General features: G+C 37.2%; 12 protein-coding genes and 1 tRNA gene. 2 read left to right on the forward strand and 11 right to left on the reverse strand.

What is annotated here, in order from left to right; all coding sequences use genetic code 11:
* Positions 1-1,116 precede the first annotated feature (1,116 nt).
* From QHG54_RS02350 to QHG54_RS02365, 4 genes are all read right to left on the reverse strand, one after another.
* Positions 1,117-2,511, reverse strand: a complete 1,395-nt coding sequence (locus tag QHG54_RS02350; protein WP_406604380.1) for an amino acid permease — start codon at positions 2,509-2,511, stop codon at positions 1,117-1,119.
* Between the two features lie 483 nt (positions 2,512-2,994).
* Entirely contained in the window at positions 2,995-3,357 is a 363-nt protein-coding gene (locus QHG54_RS02355) for a hypothetical protein (RefSeq protein ID WP_406604381.1), read from the reverse strand.
* A gap of 452 nt (positions 3,358-3,809) precedes the next feature.
* On the reverse strand, positions 3,810-5,348 hold the full coding sequence (hutH, locus tag QHG54_RS02360; protein ID WP_317993144.1) for a histidine ammonia-lyase: 1,539 nt from the start codon (positions 5,346-5,348) through the stop codon (positions 3,810-3,812).
* 504 nt (positions 5,349-5,852) lie between these two features.
* Positions 5,853-5,929, reverse strand: a tRNA-Arg gene (locus QHG54_RS02365).
* 257 nt (positions 5,930-6,186) lie between these two features.
* On the opposite strand from QHG54_RS02365, the gene QHG54_RS02370 reads away from it, so the two are divergent.
* Positions 6,187-6,960 carry an NAD kinase gene (locus QHG54_RS02370; protein WP_406604382.1) on the forward strand — a complete coding sequence of 258 codons (774 nt, stop codon included), beginning with the start codon at positions 6,187-6,189 and terminating at the stop codon, positions 6,958-6,960.
* Between the two features lie 164 nt (positions 6,961-7,124).
* Positions 7,125-8,528 carry a DEAD/DEAH box helicase gene (locus QHG54_RS02375; RefSeq protein WP_317993142.1) on the forward strand — a complete coding sequence of 468 codons (1,404 nt, stop codon included), beginning with the start codon at positions 7,125-7,127 and terminating at the stop codon, positions 8,526-8,528.
* 69 nt (positions 8,529-8,597) lie between these two features.
* On the opposite strand, the gene gltX is transcribed toward QHG54_RS02375, so the two are convergent.
* The 7 genes from gltX to QHG54_RS02410 form a co-directional block, all read right to left on the reverse strand.
* Positions 8,598-9,968 (reverse strand): glutamate--tRNA ligase, encoded by a 1,371-nt coding sequence (gene gltX, locus QHG54_RS02380; RefSeq protein WP_406604383.1) that lies wholly within the window; start codon positions 9,966-9,968, stop codon positions 8,598-8,600.
* Between the two features lie 10 nt (positions 9,969-9,978).
* Positions 9,979-11,640 carry an NAD+ synthase gene (locus QHG54_RS02385; RefSeq protein ID WP_406604384.1) on the reverse strand — a complete coding sequence of 554 codons (1,662 nt, stop codon included), beginning with the start codon at positions 11,638-11,640 and terminating at the stop codon, positions 9,979-9,981.
* A gap of 125 nt (positions 11,641-11,765) precedes the next feature.
* A complete protein-coding gene (locus QHG54_RS02390) occupies positions 11,766-13,145 on the reverse strand; it encodes a class II 3-deoxy-7-phosphoheptulonate synthase (RefSeq protein WP_317993139.1) in 1,380 nt (459 codons plus the stop codon).
* Positions 13,146-13,218: 73 nt separating this feature from the next.
* On the reverse strand, positions 13,219-14,610 hold the full coding sequence (gene gor / locus QHG54_RS02395) for a glutathione-disulfide reductase (protein WP_317993138.1): 1,392 nt from the start codon (positions 14,608-14,610) through the stop codon (positions 13,219-13,221).
* A gap of 205 nt (positions 14,611-14,815) precedes the next feature.
* Complete coding sequence (locus QHG54_RS02400; protein WP_406604385.1) at positions 14,816-15,373, reverse strand: DUF2059 domain-containing protein; 558 nt, start codon at positions 15,371-15,373, stop codon at positions 14,816-14,818.
* Between the two features lie 107 nt (positions 15,374-15,480).
* Entirely contained in the window at positions 15,481-16,185 is a 705-nt protein-coding gene (gene rpiA, locus QHG54_RS02405) for a ribose-5-phosphate isomerase RpiA (RefSeq protein WP_406604386.1), read from the reverse strand.
* Between the two features lie 335 nt (positions 16,186-16,520).
* The gene (locus QHG54_RS02410; protein ID WP_406604387.1) at positions 16,521-18,845 is read right to left on the reverse strand and encodes a ComEC/Rec2 family competence protein; all 2,325 of its coding nucleotides are present in this window, start codon (positions 18,843-18,845) and stop codon (positions 16,521-16,523) included.
* Between the last annotated feature and the right edge of the window lie 79 nt (positions 18,846-18,924).

The raw sequence follows: 18,924 nt of genomic DNA on the forward strand, positions 1-18,924 counted from the left end.
CATTCAATAAGCCTTGCTGAAAAGCACCTAAAAAAATTTTGATCGTGATAGAATTCCTATTAAAAAATAAAAAGATCACTCCCATACTCGCCTCTTTTAAAAGCAAGTACACTTTTGCATCCAAATATGGACGCATAAGATATCTTGCTCTGTGTCAACTGTGATAAGAGTTGTTCACCATAGCTTCATTATCAACGCTGTTGAAAAGCCGACAGGCAGCAAAACATTCAATGCAACAACACCCATCATGAAAAAATAGATTTGCTTTCTACCTTCCCTGTCGCAATGAATGTAACAGCTAGAGAAAGAACTATTGTACATTCATCACTGTTTGGGATTTTCTGTTTCTATGAATTTCATATTACGGCTTTATCTTGCACATTTTCATCCAAGCTCTGGCGAGCACAAAGATAAAACTACCCCCATTATTTTTTTGAAAATCCCCTTTTCTATCGGTATCGATAGAACTTATTATGTAGCAAATTATATAAAAAATATACGAAATGGATAAATTGCAGAAAAGCTTAACTATACCTCCTAACTCGTACAATAATTGCAATGAACTTCTCAAAGAAGTATAAATAAAAAACTATACTTTCAAATAATATAAAATTTATATTTTATTATCTATAACTTAAAAATACCAACCTAATATATAATAATTTGTTTAATAAATTATATTTTAAATATAATAAATAATAAATTCAATATGATTATAATATCTATATCATTTTTTGTCAATTTATTTCAAAATGGAAATAATATTTGTGTGTAAATAAAGAAGTGATAATAATTCTTTCAGTATATTTCCCTTATAAGACAATACTTCAATCAACATAAATTAGAGAAAACTATCCCCTTTTTATAATAGTCTTGATCTAGGTAAAAACTTTTAGCCCGTACTGTTATTGTTGATGTTAAGGGGGTATTTATCAAATTCAGACTGTCAACAATCGCCTACTGATTTCGTGGCTATCATAACTTGATGTGGTTTAGCAAATATAATCAACAATGGCACTTCTAAACAGAATGATAACAAGAAGACTGTCCAAAATCCTTTGGAGATTTTTATTAGATACCCTTCTATAATGAAATCACCAGCTACGTATTCTTAGTTTAATCCTTATTGGTACTCTGGTGCATTTTGCTTTTCTTTGAAGTGCAAAGTTTAAGTGCATAAAAGCAAATAACAAGCCAAATAACCCAACTAACACCTACGATCAAAACTGGGCGCGTATCATCAAAAAACCATAACAAAACAAAAATAAAAACCATAAACAAGATAGAAAAAATTGATCCTATTGGCCAAAATGGAATTGGAAATTTCAAACCACATTGCACTTTTGGCGACATTTTAAACCGCATAAAAATTTGCGAAAGTAGAATCATCATCCAAACGAAAACTGTCGCAAACGTTGCCATTGCTGCAATGAGAAAAAAAAGCTGTTCATGGTAAAAATAATTAAGAACAACGCCAAAAAGAAAAATACCTAAGATCAATAAAATAACAAAAATTGGTATACCATTTTTCGATAAATATTGAAACTTTTTCAATGCATAACCTTCTTGCGAGAGCCCATGTATCATCCGAGCAGCACCATACATTGCACTGTTCATTGCTGAAATAGCCGCTGTAACAACAACAATGTTCAGAATATTAGCTGCTGACAAGATTCCAAGGCTTTCAAAAATTGAAACGAAAGGACTATCCATAAGGCCAATTTCATTCCAAGGATAAAGTGACATTAAAACGGCTAAGCTCATGATATAAAAGAGCAAAATACGAAAAGGAGTAGAATTAATTGCCTTCGAGAGTGTTTGATGAGGGTCTTGTATTTCCATCACTGTCATTCCGATGATTTCTACACCACCAAAAGCAAAAACAACAACACTAAAGCAAGCCAAAAAACCAAACCAACCATTAGGAAAAATACCACCATTTTTCCATAAATTATGGATGCTAACAGTGGAAGAAGTAGGACTTGTTCCCCAACCACATAAAATAATTGCTATGCCTAAAACAATCATACCAATGATAGCAATAATTTTAATGGAAGAAAGCCAAAACTCTAACTCACCGTATACTTCTACTGCTGCCAAGTTGATACCAGTAATGATTAGTGTAATGCTGAGTGCCCATATCCAAGGTGCAACATCAGGATACCAAAACCCCATGTAAGATGCAAAAGCGGTGATATCAGCCAAGCCAACAAGAAGCATCTCAAAAACATATGTCCATCCTGTTAAAAAACCTGCCAATGGCGATATGTAATTTGCAGCATAACGAGCAAAAGAACCAGGCAGTGGATTGTGAATAATCATCTCACCGAGAGCTCGCATAACCATAAAAATAGCCAAACCAGCAATACAATAAGCAATGAGAACACTTGGACCAGCAAGTTTAATCGCTTGTGCAGATCCGTAAAAAAGACCTGTTCCAATAGCAGAGCCAAGAGCTAAAAAAATAACCTGACGCTTACTCATACCTCGTTTAAGCTCATTTGTTCCCATTTCTTTCCTTCTTCACTAAAATATTGATAAACACCACAATGCAAGCTTTATGATGAATAAAGCCTCATGTTTCTCTCCCGAAGATATATTTTAAACAGCATTGAACAATGCCTGTCAGACACACCCTATCCTAAGCAATGAAAAAAATACTCTTATTGCACGTTATTCAGCTTATTCAGAGATTACAATTTTTTATAATTTTATCTAGATCAAGTGATAATGCAATTTTTTATAATTGTCATTTAATTCATTTTCATATTCTCTAATTTTTTGAAAAAAATGTTGCGTTTGATGCAAAATTAACTGCACCGCTTTCTTTTCAATTCACAGAAATAGAAAATCAAAATTCATACAAATACATTTGGGAGCGGGAGCATTAAATTTTCTATTGGTACCTTCAAAAACTCTCTATTACTTTTGAGCTTATAACAATTACAACAACGCATGAACCAACTTTTATTACGAACACTACAGAGCTTAAAATCACTGATAAAGTGAATCTCGCCAATTTTCAAAGGCTTGAGAAAGTGTTTCCGTAGCCCACGTTTTAAAAAATTTGACCGCTTTAAACATCAAACTTTCAAGAAAAAAAGCTATTGCGCTAATAATAACTTTTTCAACTTTTTTTCCGATAATAGATCTACCCTTTTCCCAAGTGCTTTGATCTGAAACGCCAATGACAGCGATATTTCTCGCCTGAATAAGGATATCTTTCTCTTGTATTACCATAGCAATGAAAATACCATCTTGAGATCTTCCCCTCCAAAGATTCGCATTAACCTCGACAATTTGCAAAAAACAAAAAATAACCGTTATTAAAATACATAATGTACCATTCTTAAACATTCTTTCCCCTTTGTTTTGATTTTAAAATGTAAAAAGTAATCCTCAAACATCATAAAGTATCTTAAAAACAAGAGAAATACACAATAAAAGTCATTAATTTTACTGAATGCAATACACACAATCCGCTCTTTTATAAGGAGGAAATTATAATAAAATATCTATAAAGTCACAATCTGTAAATTTGTAATTTTAGAGGATAGACTAAAAATGACAGCCTAAATCACTCCGCAAAGTAGTTTCTCCAATATTAGACTTCATAAGCTTATGCTTATCAATCAAATCCTGAAGCACACTATTAGGAAGATAGTTGAGCATAAATATCTAATACAAACAGCCAATAAATGAGCATCTGTTTATTTAATTACCCAAATATATTACCGAACCACAAAATCCTGTATGATAAAATCCAAGAATTAAGTATCTCTCCTTCCCACTTGATACCAAAATTAAAATTATTTTGGTTCTAATGAAGGAAAAATCTTTTCTGGTAAAATCGACAATAAATGCCCTTCACTTATAAGTAGGTTCCCCTTATAAAGATCTGGAGCCATATAACGATCGTCTTTAAGAGTATCAATATTTTTGCGTAGATGCTCCATAACAGACTGTAATAAGGAACTTGTTTTCAAAGGAGCACGACACTCAATCCCCTGTGCAGCAATAAGCGTTTCAATAGCAATAATAGTGAAAAGATTTTCATTCATTGCCAATAATCGACGAGCAGCATGACAAGCCATTGAAACATGATCTTCCTGATTTGCTGAAGTCGGTGTTGAATCAACAGAAGCAGGATGTGCCATTTGTTTATTTTCAGACATTAAAGCAGCTGCTGTTACCTCGGCAATCATAAAACCTGAATTAAGACCGGCATTTTGAGCTAAAAAGGCTGGAAGCCCATAAGAAACTGCTGGATCAACCATAAGGGCAATGCGTCTTTGAGAAATGGAGCCTATCTCACAGAGAGCAAGAGCGATCTGGTCAGCAGCAAATGCTACAGGCTCAGCATGAAAATTTCCACCTGATACAACCTCACCACTGCTTAAAATCAATGGATTATCTGTCACTGCATTCGCTTCAATAATTAGTATTTTTGCTGCTGCTAGAAGAAGATCAAAACAGGCCCCCATAACCTGTGGTTGGCAACGTATACAATAAGGATCCTGAACACGATCATCATTATGCAAATGTGCATCGCGAATTTCTGAACCTTCTACAAGCTTTTCTAATGTCTGCGATACGATAATTTGTCCATAATGACCACGTAAAGTATGGATATCAGGATGAAAGGGAGCTGTTGAAGCCATAACGGCATCTGTCGTCAATGCACTCGCAAGAAGACCACCGCATAATGCCCGATAACCACGAAAAAGACCTGCAAGGGCAAGTGCTGTTGATGTTTGGGTTCCATTGATAAGAGCCAACCCTTCTTTTGCTTCTAAAATAATAGGTGATAGCCCAGCTTTTTCTAAAGCAGCAGCCCCACTCATGCGAATGTTTTGAAAGAATGCTTCTCCCTCTCCTATCATAACAGCAGCCATATGAGCCAGCGGCGCAAGATCACCTGATGCACCAACTGACCCCTTTTCAGGGATGACAGGAATAACTCCATTTGCCAGCATGTTTTCTAATAAATGCACCAATTCTAGGCGAACACCAGAAGCCCCTCGTCCTAGCGAAATGAGCTTTAATGTCATGATTAAACGCACAATGTTTTCAGGTAAAGGTGCTCCCACACCACAACAATGTGACAAAATAAGATTTCTTTGTAAAACAGCTACATTCTTTGCATCGATTTTAATCGACGCCAATTTGCCAAATCCGGTATTGATACCGTAAACTGGCTCACTTCCAGCAGCAATTTCAGCAATGCGGATTGCTCCCTTTTTGATAGCTAGATGCGTATCATTATGAAGTTTGCTTACTTCACCATTCCAGTAAATAGCCTCAAGCTCGCTAAGCGTTACCTTACCTGGATTTAGTATAATAGTCATAATTTTCTTTCTCGCTCATTTTTATAGCATAATACCTATACTGCTCATTTGTTTATGAAACAGAAAAAAGCACTTTTGCTTTCTAACGCTTATGTGAGGATTAAAACTGATTGGATAAATAAATTACGCTCTTCATAACGAAACAAAAATATTGAAAACAAAATTTCTGAATTCCAATCCACTTATGCAAATAACGGAAAGAATAGCTTTACCTCGTAAATTAAGAAGCATTTTCTGTTTTACATACAGTGTAATACCTCTGACAAAATAACAGCAATTTTCTCCATTAAGTCCCCCCAATTTCTTGATTTCAATATCTAAAATAATTAAGCAGAATTGCTCCCTAAAAAGCAACAAAATTACTGCTCTTTAAATGACACTTCCACCATTTTAGTATATAACTTAATAATGCATTTTAACGAAATTACCTTTTTAAGTAGAATAATTTTTTTTCAAAAAAATCAATACTGTTACAAAAATGATACAAAATGCAACTTAAGAATTTGGTGCACCCGACAGAATTCGAATCTGTGACCTCTGCCTTCGGAGGGCAGCGCTCTATCCAGCTGAGCTACGGGTGCTTAAAACTGGTTATTAAAATCATCCGTAGCCTTTTAACTGATCACACTCTCAGCTTCAATGATGAATTATCATTCTGATAAAAAATACTTGTTTATGATTTATAAAACTACACACTCTTCTTATCCTCTCCTTATCTTAAAATAGCTTCCTTTTCGCAAAAAATTTTCTCCTTCTTGTAAAAACAGCTTTTATTACAACTTCAAAACTCTCAAAAAGTAAGCTACAAAATAAGCTACAAATATCAGGATAATTCTTAATGACTACATTACCAAGCCGCTTTCATTTTATTTCCGCAGAAACTAAAGAAGCAACCAAAGCTACCAATAAATTAATTTCTGTTTACGGTCATTCTTCTCTCGAAGAAACTGACATTGTTGTTGCAATCGGTGGCGATGGAACGATGTTACAAGCAGTACGGGATGTTATGAACACTAGAAAACCTATTTACGGCATGAATCAAGGTTCTTTAGGATTTCTTATGAATGAATTTCATGAACATAAACTGCCAAATCGCATTGCTATTGCACATAAAAAGGAGATTCATCCCTTGCGCATGGTTGCAGAAGCTAAGTGCCAAGGATGTATTGAAGCACTTGCAATCAATGAAGTCTCATTATTTCGTCAATCTTACCAAGCAGCGAAAATTCGTATTAGCATTGATGATAACGTGCGTATGGAACAATTAAGCTGTGACGGTATTCTTGTTGCCACACCCGCAGGATCTACCGCGTATAATTTATCAGCACACGGACCTATTTTGCCCCTCATGGCTCCTCTTATGGCACTCACTCCCGTTAGTCCTTTTCGCCCTCGGCGCTGGCATGGCGCACTGCTCCCTAATACAGCAATAGTACGCTTTGATATGCTGGAACCTGATAAACGTCCAGTAAATGCTGCAGCTGATAATGTTGAAGTGAAATCTGTCCATTCAGTTACTATTTCAATGGCAACAGAAGTAACAGTCTCAATCCTTTTTGATTCTAACCATTCATGGGATGAACGTATTTTATCAGAACAATTTCGCTATTAATTGTTGTATTATGATTTCTATGCATAGATGGCCTATGCATATATGGCCGTCAACAGTTGACTTTTTTGTAAATGCGTCTTAACCCTTCTTGATAGTTGACAATGTTTAATTTCGCTAACAATTCGGATAGCTAAATTAAAATTGCAGAGCAATTGATAGAAGAAATGATACAACCTTTAAACAGTTTCGATGATCTAGGTCTTTCCGCAAAGGTTATTAAAGCAGTAAAATCAGCGGGGTATACAGTTCCAACGCCTATTCAGAGTGGGACGATTCCTCACGTGCTTCAAAGGAAAGATGTTCTAGGAATCGCCCAAACAGGGACTGGTAAGACAGCCTCCTTCGTTTTACCTATGCTCACACTCCTTGAAAAAGGTCGTGCAAGAGCGCGAATGCCCCGTACTCTCATATTAGAACCAACACGGGAGCTTGCAGCTCAAGTTGAAGAAAATTTCGATAAATACGGAATAAATCATCGTTTGAATGTTGTACTTTTGATTGGTGGCGTTTCTTTTGAACACCAAGACCGTAAACTTGAACGAGGTGCTGATGTTCTTATAGCGACACCAGGGCGTCTTCTTGATCATTTTGAACGTGGTAAATTGCTCCTGATGGGTGTTGAAATTCTTGTTATTGATGAAGCTGATCGCATGTTGGATATGGGCTTTATCCCTGATATTGAACGCATCTGTAAACTGACCCCATTTACGCGTCAAACTTTGTTCTTTTCTGCAACAATGGCACCAGAAATCACAAAATTAACAAAGCAATTTTTACATTCTCCTGTGTCTGTTGAAGTTACAAAAGCATCCTCAACAGCTACCACGATTACACAGCGACTCGTCAAATCTGGAAGTAAATCATGGGATAAAAGAGCTATTTTGCGAGAGCTTATCCACAAGGAAGGCGACGAACTTAAAAATGCTATTATTTTCTGTAATCGAAAGAGAGATATCTCTGAACTTTTTAGATCGCTTGTTAGACATAATTTTAGTGTAGGCGCGCTGCATGGAGATATGGACCAACACTCACGCATGAGCACACTGTCCGATTTTAAAAACAATAAACTCACACTTCTTGTCGCTTCTGATGTTGCTGCCCGTGGACTGGACATCCCAGCTGTAAGTCACGTCTTCAACTATGACGTTCCTACACATGCTGAAGACTATATTCATCGAATTGGTCGTACAGGACGTGCAAATCGTAGCGGAAAAGCTTTTACGATTGTTACACAAGCTGACCAAAAATATATTAGCGCCATTGAAGAAATGAGCAACGAAAAAATTGAATGGCTTAATGGAGATCTCTCTACTTTAACGGCTAATGATCAAGAAAACGATATCGTTTTAAAAAGAAAATCTCAAAAATCATCAAAAAAAATCACTCAAAAAGAGCAGACTGTTCAAACTAAAAAGTCCTTTAAAAATGACAAAGTAGATTACATTGAAACCGCGAATAATCAAGTAACCCCATCTGAACGACATCATCCTCGAAAAAACAAGAATTATGTTCCCCCTGGATTTGGCGATGATATCCCAGCATTTATGCTCATAAAAATCCGCACTTAACCTGGAAATTCGATTCTTTGATAATGCAAAAAAGAGCAGAATACTTTTGGAGTGCTGCTTTTACTCTCCTTAAGTAGCCAATCTTTCCATTACTTTCTCACGCCCTAAGAGTGGTAAAAGTTTTCCCATTTCAGGACCATAGTCCATTCCCGTGAGAGCTTGACGTAATGGCATAAACAAAGCTTTTCCTTTACGACCCGTTTTTTCTTTCAGTGTCGCTGTCCAAATTTTCCAGCTGTCATCATTCAAGATACCTTCCGGTAACAAATCAATAGACTGTCGCACAAAAGCACGATCTTCAAGTGCAACTGTATCAAAGTTCTTATCATTATGAATAATTGTCCACCATAAGACAGCATCATTGACCTTATCAATGTTGCCTCTTATCGCATTCCAAAAATATTCTGCTTTATCCCCATCAATAGAAAGCTTTTTAAGCCGCGTTTTGACTTCCCCATAGGTTAACTCATGAACAAGATGACTATTCAAAGTAAGAAGATCAGCAATATCAAATTTTGCAATGGATCTTGACGTATCTTGAAGATTAAAATGCTCTAAAAGCGCTGCTTGATTGGGATAGGGATGCACATTTTGCGATGTCCCAATCAAAACGGCAAGGCATTGAACAGCTATAGATTCAAATCCTTCTTCTCGTAGAGAGCGAATAGAAAGATCATTATTACGTTTTGAAAATCCTTTTCCTAAAACTGTCGCCAATAAATTGACATGACCAAAAACCGGTAATTCTGCATTAAGAGCTTTAAAAAGAGCAATTTGAGCGCCTGTATTTGTAATATGATCATCCCCACGAATAATATGCGTAATAGCCATATCTACATCATCAACAACAGACGGCAATGTATAAAGATAGCTTCCATCTTCACGAATAAGAACAGGATCAGAAAGAGAAGCCAAATCAATCGTCTGCTTTCCCTTTACTGCATCATTCCAGCAAACTTCTGTTCGCTTTGTTTGTAGAGGATCATTTTCAAAATTAGGAAGAAGAAAACGCCAATGAGGTTTACGACCTTGTGATTCAAAGTTTTTTTTCTCTTCTGCTGTCAATTTTAATGCTGCACGGTTATAAATAGGAGGCAATTTGCGTGAAAGCTGGATTTTACGACGCCGCTCTAATTCTTCTGCAGTCTCATAACAGGGATAAAGAAGCCCGCGTTGTTTGAGAATTTCCGCAACTTCATCATATCGATTAAATCGCTTAGATTGGTAATAAATTGCATCTGGTTGAATACCAAGCCATTCAAGGTCAACAGCAATAGCATCGATATATTCTTGTTTAGAACGTTCAACATCTGTATCATCATAACGCAAAATAAACGTTCCGTTATGCGCTTGCGCATAAAGCCAATTAAAAAGCGCACTACGGATATTGCCAATGTGAATATAGCCTGTTGGAGAAGGTGCAAAACGAACTTTAACCATAAAATAATACTCAATTTTTATCGCGAAAATGATTGACTATGGGATAGCGACGATCGCGTCCGAAATTTTTGTAACTGATTTTTACACCGGGTGCAGATTGTCGTCTTTTGTATTCGGCACCATAAAGAAGCTGTTCTATTTTCTCAACAGTTTCTCGTGAACACCCACGTTTAATAATATCACAAACACTCATGTCATTTTCTATAAGAGATTGCAAGATATCATCTAGAATAGGATAAGGCGGAAGAGAATCTTCGTCTTTTTGATTTTCCCGAAGCTCTGCGGAAGGTGCTTTTGCTATAATATTGGGTGGAATGACAATCCCTTCCGGCCCCTCAAAATTTTGCAAGTGATTTTTATTGCGCCACTCTGCTAATGCGTAGACCTGCATTTTATAAATATCCTTAATAGGATTAAACCCTCCATTCATATCACCATAAAGTGTTGCATATCCTACAGCCATTTCCGACTTATTTCCTGTTGTGACTACCATTGAGCCAAATTTATTTGAAAGAGCCATTAAAAGTGTACCACGTACACGGCTTTGCAGATTTTCTTCTGTAACATCAGATGGCAACCCTAAAAAAACAGGCGCCATTGTCTTCAAAAAAGCCTCAACAGGTTGCACAATCGGTATTATTTCATAATGACATCCTAAAAGATATGCGCAATCTTTAGCATCTTTTAATGATTCTTGCGAAGTATAATGATAAGGCATCATTATGGTACGAACCTTCTCAGAGCCAAAAGCATCCACCGCCATTGCCGCGCAAAGTGCTGAATCAATCCCTCCTGAAAGACCAAGAATAACATCCTTAAAGCGGTTTTTATTGACATAATCTCTCAAACCCAAAACACAAGCTTGATAATCCGCTGCTAACCCATTCATAAGATTTTCATTGGGACCTGAAACACATTGCCATCCTGTCGTTTTTCGTTGCCAATGACTTAAAGCAATATGGCTTTCAAAATGTTTCATTTGAAACACCATTTTGCCTTGTCCATTCAATGCAAAAGACCCCCCATCAAAAACGAGCTCATCTTGACCACCAACTTGATTAGCGTAAATAATTGGCACACCAGATTGAAGGGCTTGCACACGCACAACTTCTATACGTTTTAGTGTTTTCTTGCGACAATAGGGAGATCCATTAAGAACGAGAATAATCTCAGCTCCTTTATTGCCAAGTTCGGCACAAAGCGAAGAATCATTCCAAATATCTTCACAAATCACTATTCCCAGTTTTATCCCATGATAGGTAAGAGGCTCAGGACGCGGACCGGGAGAAAATACACGCTTTTCGTCAAACTCTGCATAATTAGGTAAATCAAATTTCAAGCTTTCAGCAATTATCCGTCCTTCATCAAGAAGCATAGTACCATTGTAAATTTTACCGTCCCGTCTTAAAGGAAGACCAATTACGATTCCGGTTCCTCCTGCTGTTATCTTTGCTAATTCCTGAACAGCATCTTCACATGCTTTTGTAAAAGCAGGTTTAAGGATAAGATCTTCCGGTGGATAAGCACTGATAAAAAGCTCCGTGAATAAAACAAGGTCGGCTCCCTTTTCTTTAGCCTCCTGATACGCCATTACCGCAAGAGAAAAATTTCCCTCAATATCACCGACTACAGGATTTAATTGGGCTACTGCTACCCGAAAATCATTTTTCATAAGCCTTTGTATCATTTCATCAGTTTGGCAACCACAACTCTGTTTTAATCACCGAAAATATTCCTTTTCTCAAAAAGCTACCCCTCATAAACACCTAAAATAAAAAATGTTATGTAACTTTCTGTCTAACCATTCGCAGCAAGTGCTAACGAACCAGTATCACGATTTTTTTTAAGGAGTTCAGCAACAAGAAAGGCTAATTCCAAAGCTTGATCTGCATTTAATCGTGGATCACACTGCGTATGATAACGATCAGATAAATCTTCTATAGAAATAGCATGCGCACCACCTGTACATTCAGTTACATCACGACCAGTCATTTCAATATGAATGCCCCCTGGATAAGTTCCTTCCCCACGATGCACTGAAAAAAAATTTTCTACTTCTTTTAAAACATAATCAAAGGGACGGGTCTTATAGCCATTTACAGTAACTGTATTGCCATGCATTGGATCACACGACCATATAACCTCACGTTTCTCCCGCTCAACCGCACGAATCAATTTAGGAAGATAATTTTCAACTTTATCACACCCAAAACGCGTAATGAGTGTCAGTCGCCCTGCTTCGTTTTCAGGGTTTAAAATATCAATCAATCTCAAAAGCTCATCGGGCTCAATGGAAGGACCACACTTCAACCCAATCGGATTTTTAATACCGCAGCAATATTCAACGTGTGCATGATCAATTTGACGGGTGCGATCACCAATCCATAACATATGACCAGACGTTGCATACCAATCTCCAGAAGTCGAATCAATCCGCGTTAAAGCCTCTTCATAGCCAAGCAAAAGCGCTTCGTGACTCGTATAAAAAGATGTTTCACGTAATGAAGAATGCGTTTTGGAGGTAATCCCTATGGAACGCATAAAATCAATTGCTTCAGAAATACGTTCTGCCAATAGCTCATAACGCTCACCCTGTGGACTATTAGAAACGAAACTCAACATCCATGCATGAACATTTTCTAAATCCGCATAGCCCCCTTGTGAAAAAGCACGCAACAGATTAAGCGTTGCTGCAGATTGGCGATAAGCCATAGACATTCGTTGCGGATCAGGGATACGGGAATCTGCGTTAAATTCGATACCATTAATAATATCTCCACGATAAGCTGGAAGCTCAGTTCCCCCCTTGCTTTCTATATCACTCGAGCGTGGCTTTGCAAACTGACCAGCAATGCGACCAATTTTAACAACTGGCTTAAAACTCCCAAAAGTTAAAACAATCGCCATTTGCAAAAATACACGAAAAAAATCACGGATATTATCAGCTTCATGTTCTGCAAAGCTTTCTGCACAATCTCCACCTTGTAATAAAAAGGCTTGACCTTTTGCAACTGCTGCTAATTCATTTTTCAAATCCCGTGCTTCACCAGCAAAAACTAAAGGAGGATAGCTGCGCAGCTTTCGTTCAACATCTGCTAAAACAGATTCATCCGGATAATTCGGAACTTGTTTAATTGGCCTTGCTCTCCAAGAGCTCGGCGTCCATTCTTTTATCATTGCACTCTCTCCAGAGTTTAAAAGCTCACAGCTTGTCGTATCAAAAGCTTTTCTGCTTTACAGTAATCACTGTTCAAATTTCTGCTTTTTTCCCATTTTCATATACATAACTTGGTTTATACATCGTTACCAGTTCTTCTGCCATCGTTGGATGCACTGCCATCGTTTCATCAAAGACATCTTTCGTTAGCTTCCCTTTGAGAGATATTCCAATGAGCTGCGCCATCTCACCAGCGTTTTCTCCCAAAATATGGGCCCCTACAACAATACGACTTTCACCATCAACAATGAGTTTCATAAACATTTTCTCTGAACTACCGGAAAGAACATTACGCATAGGACGGAAAACTGTACGATAAATTTCAACACGCTTATAACGGCATACCGCATCTTCTTCTGAAAGACCGACTGTCCCAATCTCCGGCTGAGAAAAAACAGCTGTCGTAATTAAATCATAATCAGGTGTCGTGGGAATATTCTCAAAGGCAGTCTTAATGAAACACATTGCATCATGGATCGCAACAGGTGTCAATTGAACATGTCCCGTTACATCACCAACTGCCCCAATATGAGGAACATTTGTTGTCATCTTTTCATCAACAACAACTGCACCAAATTCATTTAATTTAACGCCTACCCGCTCAAGCCCTAAGCCTGTTGTGTTTGGTACACGTCCTGTGGCCAACATAACTTGATCAGCACTGATCGTTTGCCCATTTGATAAAACAACACTATAACAATTTCCTGTAGATTGAACTTGAGAAACTGTTGCCCCGTAGACAATGGAAATCCCCTTCTCAATCATTGCATCACTAAGCAACTGCCGCAAATCATAATCAAAATTACGAAGGATTAAATCACCACGATGAAGGAGCGTCGTTTTTACACCTAATTCATGAAAAATATTAGCAAATTCAATGCCAATATATCCACCACCAACAATGATTATTGATTTTGGTAGTTTTTCAAGGTCAAAAATTTCATTGGAAGTAAGACACAAATCACTGCCTTTTATTGAAGCATTTGGCGCAATTTTTGCTCCCGTCGCGATCAAAATTTTTTCTGCTCTTACCCGCTCACCTGTCACAGAAAGCTCTAATGTATGATCATCCACGAAAACTGCACGACTTTCATAAATATGAACATTATTATTTTCCAGTCCCTTGCGATAAAGCCCTTCCAGTCTTGATATTTCCTTATTTTTAGCCGTAACCAATTTTTCCCAGCTAAAAATTGGATCAGCGTATTCCCATCCAAAAGCAACGCTTTTCCTGAACTCTTGTGCATATTGTGACGCATAAACATATAGTTTTTTGGGAACACAACCGCGAATAACACAAGTCCCTCCTATACGATACTCTTCTGCTATAGCAACACGCTTACCAAGCTCTCCAGCAAGGCGCGCAGCGCGCACCCCACCAGAACCACTTCCAATAACAAATAAATCAAAGTCAAAAGATTCCACAAACTATTCCTTCTTACGCATCTACAACAAAAGACTCTTGTTATTTATTATCAAATGATAAGTTCTTTTATTTTCAAGTGTTCTTTTCTTATATAAAGCAATATCCTAAAAAAGGACCTCTTTTTATTAAAAGTGGCCGAAAAACCGCCACTTTTAAAAATAAAATAAGGAATTATTCATTATTGTAATCACATCAATCAAAGCGCTATTTGGATTTTTTTGAAGAACTAGATTTCGTGGGCGTAATGGAATTTTCCAAATTAAGTGTTTCAGACATCTCTTTTTTCACATTTTTTATAAGATCCTGCATAATAGCAGAACGCCATGAATCAAATGTGGAATAAGCATCACGTGCAATACTTGGAACTTCTGTCAAAAATTTTTTACCGGTATCGGAATTATAAAATGCTGTGATTGCATCAAGCTCTTCCTGAGTGAAATATTTTGCATATACCTGAGCAATTTCTTTTTCTAAATCAGCACGCCGTTTAGCCAAAGCAAGTGCTTGCTTATCAACAATCTCAGAAATAGCCGTTGCTAAATTGGGATCGTCACCTATGAGTTCATTTTTGAGATCACGTGCCGCAGTTGGTAAAAAGCTGTCAAATTGATCCGTTGCATGAATAGCATTGATAGCTTTTCTGGCTGAAATCAAATGCTGATCGCTCACCCCCTGTGCATGAACTATTCCAATATTTAAAATCAAAACGGCAACTGCACCAAAAAATGCTATAACACGCTGAAAAGAAAATCTTTTTTTCATTTAATGATTACCCCGATAATTAATTACAATTTAAATTTGTTATTCTACACAAAACTTTCAACAGCCCCTTTTATTGCGCTAACATAGTGACATGTAAACTACCTTCTCTAAAAATCAAACGGTTCTAAAACTTTTATTTGACCATCTGCCGTCGCTACAATTGCACGCGAAGCCAATCCCAAGAAAAGACCATGCTCGACAACACCAGGAATTGCAAGAAGTGCTTCCGATAATAATTTTGGCTGCAAAATGCGCCCCCAAGATGCATCAAGAATGAAGTGACCGCCATCCGTTTCAAAAGGATTTTCTCCATTCATTCGAAGTGTAATTTTCCCAGAAAGTCCTAAACCTTCAGCCGCTTTCTCGATGGCTTTGCGTGTAGCATGCATACCAAACGGATTAATTTCAATTGGCAACGCAAAAGCACCAAGCATTTTTACTAGCTTTGTTTCATCAGCGATAACAAGCATCGTACGAGACGCTGTCGCTACAATTTTTTCACGCAACAACGCCCCACCGCCCCCCTTAATAAGAGTCATTTCTGGGCCAATTTCATCGGCACCATCAATATCAAGATCAAGTTCAGGCATTTGTTCTAAAGTAGCAACAGGTACCCCAAACTTACGACAGAGCTGCTCAGAATGCAATGAGGTAGCAACACCAGTCACACGCAAACCATCTGCAACACGCTCACCAAGAAGGCGAATAAATTCATTTGCTGTAGAACCAGTTCCTATACCAAGCCGCATATTATCTTTAACAAATTCGAGTGCTTTAGCAGCCGCCATTTTTTTTAACTGCTGAACATCCATGAATCACTTTACCCTTTTACCAATTAACGATATTTCATCACAAATTGATAACAAAAAGTCGCCTATTGCCTCAACCCGCCATAGATTTATTCAATACCTTTTGGCTGAAGAAATATCTATTAGATTATATAATAATGATAATAAAATAGAATAATTAATAATTTTTACTTTTTTAAAAATTGTTTGTATATTCCATGCTCAATCTGCAAAATTACAAGTTATTGCAAAAAAATCACCTATTTTTTGAAAAATGTTAACTATTGGTTAGGGGGTTTCTAATGAAATTGATATCTCCACAGTATTATGAAAAAATAAAATATAATCAAAAAATGTTCCTATAGTTTCCTATTCTTTTCGTATTTGCCATGAGGAAACTCGGATAAGTTACGCATTTTTTGTGAATATTGCCTGTGGATATTCCATGGTCTATAAGCCCCCATAGAAGACCAAATGATATCTCCGTTTTTGGTCATCATCACACTCCCTCGTAATAACAATTGTTGAAGTGTAAATGTTATTTGTGTCTTCTTTGTGCATGTTGGATCGTTCATTGCAAATGTTTTAATTACGACATCCGCTTCTATGCATTGATCTGTTTTTCCATGTAAAACAATGACTCTTAATCCATTTTCTAATAAGGACGCACAAACATGATCATCACAAACGAACTGTCCACTCAATGAAGGTCCATATTTTGTTGGCTTGATCGTCTCATTCACGCGAAACGATTTTTCCCATATAGATGTTGTAAACTTAGAGATATGATAACGATCAATATAGAGTTTTTTCTTATTGATAACGCCTACAAGACTCATATTGTCTGCTATAATTAATTGTACGGGCGAGTGCACTAAACAAACATAAATACCAACTACAATAAAGAGACTAAAAAGGAATCTGATGGATGTTTTGCAAAACGTCAGCCCAACTAAGCCTACACTAAATAAAACCAACGCAGATAACGGCATAAATCCAGGATTTAAATCAGGGGAAATAGCCTTTATAGCGTGAGCAATTTTTGTGAGAAGTCCAATACCAAAACCCATAATTTGTAGAGGATACCATTCAAAACCCAAAAGCATTGCGAGTACCGCTATTAATCCAAAGGGTATGATAAGTATCGATATAATAGGCAAAGCTAAAGCATTGCTGATAATGCTAAAAAATGCAATATTGGAAAAATGATAAGCAGCGTAGACTCCACTCGAAGCGCCCGCTACAAGAGAAGATGCGCATGTTGAACCCACTGATAAGAAAATAAAATGAATTACTCTACCCCCAACATAAAATGGTGTTGTTTTTTTTATACGAGAAGATAATCTCCCACTCCACCAATCAAAAAAAGCAATCAAAGCTGCAGTGGCGGAAAAAGACATTTGAAAACTAGGACCTAATATTTCATGTGGAGTAATAGCTAAAGTTATCAAACCCGCAATAGCAAAATTACGCATTGTTACAGCAGAACGATTACATAATACAGCAACCAACATAACAGCAATCATCACAAAACTTCTTTGCGCTGATATAGCCATCCCTGACAATAGCAAGTAAAAAGCTGTGGTCATTAATGCAACAATGGCAGCGAACTTTTTAGCGGAATAATAGGATGAGAAAACTGTAAAAAGTGCTAAAAAACTACGGATGCTAACAAGAACCATACCGCTCAACAGCGCCATATGTAAACCTGATATTGATAAAATATGCGCTAATCCTACCGTGCGTAATGCTTCATTTGTGTGATTTGAGATACCACCCCGCTGTCCTGTTATGAGGGCTGCTGCAATACTACCCTTTTCACCATCAAGCGCCATACTGATTCTTTGTGTCATGTTCGTGCGTAAATTTTCAGTTTTCTGTAAGACTCTACCCAATATTGTATGAGGTCGTGGAATTGATATCTTGTTTGGTTTTCCCAAATAAATTCCCTGAGCACCAATCCCTTTAAAATAATTATGAAAACTAAAATCGTACCCCCCTGGACGCACAGGCCCCGATAATGCACGAATCATGACCTTCCCATGTAGCCCATCACCAATCGCTAATCCATATGGTAAATGCCTTGCCGATAAACGAACACGATGAGGTCCATGGCGTAATACTGGGTTTTTTGTACGCAAAATATCCAGTACTAAACGATATCCCCCTCTTTGCATTGACTCAATAGAAACAATTCTCCCCGTTAATGTAGTGACAACATCACTGCTCAACATTGGTGTAGATATACGCCACGTTTCTATTTTTGCAGCCAAAGCGCCTAATACAATGCAACACAGCAATCCTACGATAATCCATATTCCCTGATAGAAACGTAAAATATACAATATTCCAAGGAATATAATAACCAATGCAACAAATTGCCCCCAACTTGGTTCTCGATCTAAATTGAAATAAAAAATGATGCCTGTGGTAAAAAATACTAAAACCAACAAAAAAAGGAGTCCTAAAGAAATTTCTCTATTTATGGAATCTACCAACCACTCCCAGCAAAAAATGATTGCTTTTTTAAAAGGCTTAAAGAGAAAAATCTTTTGTTTGTTACAGCCAGCATTCTTTGCACCATCAGGAGTAGAGGGCGCATCCCGCCATATCAGGCCCAATTTTTTTCTTGCTAACAGAACTCTTCTTGATAAATCATCCTTAACTTTATTTTTATTTAACATCCGCATCCCCCACTTTACTTGCAACGCGGCTATTGCACACTCTCTCACCTATGCTAACATAACCCTTCCATAAAGTTCC

Origin of the sequence: Bartonella gliris, from assembly GCF_045277155.1 — a bacterium.
GTDB classification, from domain to species: Bacteria; Pseudomonadota; Alphaproteobacteria; order Rhizobiales; family Rhizobiaceae; genus Bartonella; species Bartonella gliris.

Coding starts and splice junctions, on each gene's coding strand:
- QHG54_RS02370 (WP_406604382.1), top strand. CDS start 6,187: ATGACTACATTACCAAGCCGCTTTCATTTTATTTCCGCAGAAACTAAA.
- QHG54_RS02410 (WP_406604387.1), bottom strand. CDS start 18,845: ATGTTAAATAAAAATAAAGTTAAGGATGATTTATCAAGAAGAGTTCTG.
- QHG54_RS02350 (WP_406604380.1), bottom strand. CDS start 2,511: ATGGGAACAAATGAGCTTAAACGAGGTATGAGTAAGCGTCAGGTTATT.
- QHG54_RS02400 (WP_406604385.1), bottom strand. CDS start 15,373: ATGAAAAAAAGATTTTCTTTTCAGCGTGTTATAGCATTTTTTGGTGCA.
- QHG54_RS02385 (WP_406604384.1), bottom strand. CDS start 11,640: ATGAAAAATGATTTTCGGGTAGCAGTAGCCCAATTAAATCCTGTAGTC.
- QHG54_RS02355 (WP_406604381.1), bottom strand. CDS start 3,357: ATGTTTAAGAATGGTACATTATGTATTTTAATAACGGTTATTTTTTGT.
- QHG54_RS02375 (WP_317993142.1), top strand. CDS start 7,125: ATGATACAACCTTTAAACAGTTTCGATGATCTAGGTCTTTCCGCAAAG.
- hutH (WP_317993144.1), bottom strand. CDS start 5,348: ATGACTATTATACTAAATCCAGGTAAGGTAACGCTTAGCGAGCTTGAG.
- rpiA (WP_406604386.1), bottom strand. CDS start 16,185: ATGGATGTTCAGCAGTTAAAAAAAATGGCGGCTGCTAAAGCACTCGAA.
- QHG54_RS02390 (WP_317993139.1), bottom strand. CDS start 13,145: ATGATAAAAGAATGGACGCCGAGCTCTTGGAGAGCAAGGCCAATTAAA.
- gltX (WP_406604383.1), bottom strand. CDS start 9,968: ATGGTTAAAGTTCGTTTTGCACCTTCTCCAACAGGCTATATTCACATT.